General features: G+C 56.6%; 1 protein-coding gene. It reads left to right on the top strand.

What is annotated here, in order from left to right; translation table 11 throughout:
- The first annotated feature begins 332 nt into the window (after positions 1 to 332).
- Complete coding sequence (locus ACZ9AQ_RS24130; protein WP_429207340.1) at positions 333 to 1,643, top strand: methyl-accepting chemotaxis protein; 1,311 nt, start codon at positions 333 to 335, stop codon at positions 1,641 to 1,643.
- Positions 1,644 to 1,703 lie beyond the last annotated feature (60 nt).

Raw genomic sequence — 1,703 nt, 5'->3', positions numbered from 1 at the left:
CGAACAGGACCGTGAAACGACTTTGCGCCGATGATAGTGCTGCAACCAGTGTGAAAGTAGGTTATCGTCAGGCTAGTTATATAGAAAAACCCCACAAGGTGATCCTGGTGGGGTTTTTTGCTTTGTATCCCTAAAAACCGTCCTGTTGTGCAAGCACCCAATCGCTTTTGTGCATAAAGCACATTGCGTACAAAAAACTTTGCTTTCCGCCCAGACTCAATCGTGCGCGATAAGTAGTTTTCTATAATTCTTTGTTACCCAAGTATTTGTTTTTGTTGGCATACCAAGCCGACAGGGACTTCGTTTGCCTCATCACTTTTACAAAGAGTTTTATGCGATCACTTTCTGCACTTAGCACGCGGGCCAAGCTTGGCTTCGGGTTTGGCCTGGTCGGGATCCTGATTATCGTGCTGGCCATCTTTGCTTGGCGTGAATTAGGGAATGTCGGTGAAGAACTCACCGCACAAAACATGGTGCGCACGACCCAGCTCGAGCGTCTATACGCATTGCGCGAATCGCTCGCCCAGACTGGCCTTGCCGCGCGCAATGCCTACATTTTCCCGAACGTAACTGACGCCACACGCGAGCTCGAGCTCCTGGACGAACACAAGGCCCGTTATCTCACCGAACTACACGCCCTGGAGCCACTATTTGTTGGGAATGCCGACTTTGCAAAGATGCGTGACGGCCTGCTGCAGATGGCGCAAGAGCTGAACCGCCCACGCCGCTACCGCAGCGCCGGCCAGTTGGCCGAGTATGGCGCCTTCCTTGTTAATGAGTGCAGTCCATTGCGCCGTCAAAACGTGCTCGACATCGATCGGGTCATCACCATCGTGCAGCAACAAGTCACCAAGGGCACCGCCGATGCGCAGGAGTCGATCGCGTCCGCCAAGACCACGATCGTCGTGGTCACGCTTGCCGCAGTCAGCCTGAGCGTATTGGTCGGCAGCGCGATCACGGCACACCTGTTGCGCCAGTTGGGTGGCGAACCGATCGAAGTCAATCGCATCGCGTCAGCCATTGCCTCGGGCGACCTCACCATCAACGTGGCCGTGCGTCCCGACGACGAGGCCAGCGTCATGCATGCCATCCGCGAAATGCAGGCCAGCTTGCAAAACATCGTTGCCCAGGTCCGTGGCGGTACCGACATGATCGCGACCGCGTCCAGCGAGATCAGCGCCGGTAACGACGATCTGTCGATGCGCACCGAGGAACAGGCGAACTCGCTGGGGCGCACTGCCGATTCGATGAAAGAGCTGACTGCCGTCGTCAAACAGAATACCGCCTATGCCCGTCATGCCAACACGCTCGCCGAATCGGCCAGCACTGTCGCGAGCAAGGGCGGCACCGTCGTCTCCGCCGTGGTCAATACCATGCAGGACATCAATACATCGGCGCGCAAGATCTCGGACATCATCGGTGTGATCGACGCCATTGCTTTCCAGACCAATATCCTGGCACTGAATGCCGCGGTCGAAGCCGCACGCGCCGGCGAGCAAGGACGAGGCTTCGCCGTGGTTGCGAGCGAAGTACGCAACCTGGCGCAGCGTTCGGCCACGGCCGCCAAGGAGATCTCGGCATTGATCGGTGAATCGGTCGCCAAGGTCAATGTGAATCGCCACGACTATCGTAGACACTCCTGAGCCATAATATCGGGCACAAGGAGAAGATATGAGCGGTAAGCGGTACACAGAGGAATTCAA

The sequence above is a fragment of the Massilia sp. UYP34 genome, assembly GCF_056279385.1.
Note: the sequence above shows the minus strand (reverse complement) of the source record. Positions and strands in the feature narration are given on the sequence as shown.

Excerpts from the sequence above, each read along its gene's own strand:
- ACZ9AQ_RS24130 (WP_429207340.1), top strand. The coding sequence starts at position 333 with ATGCGATCACTTTCTGCACTTAGCACGCGGGCCAAGCTTGGCTTCGGG.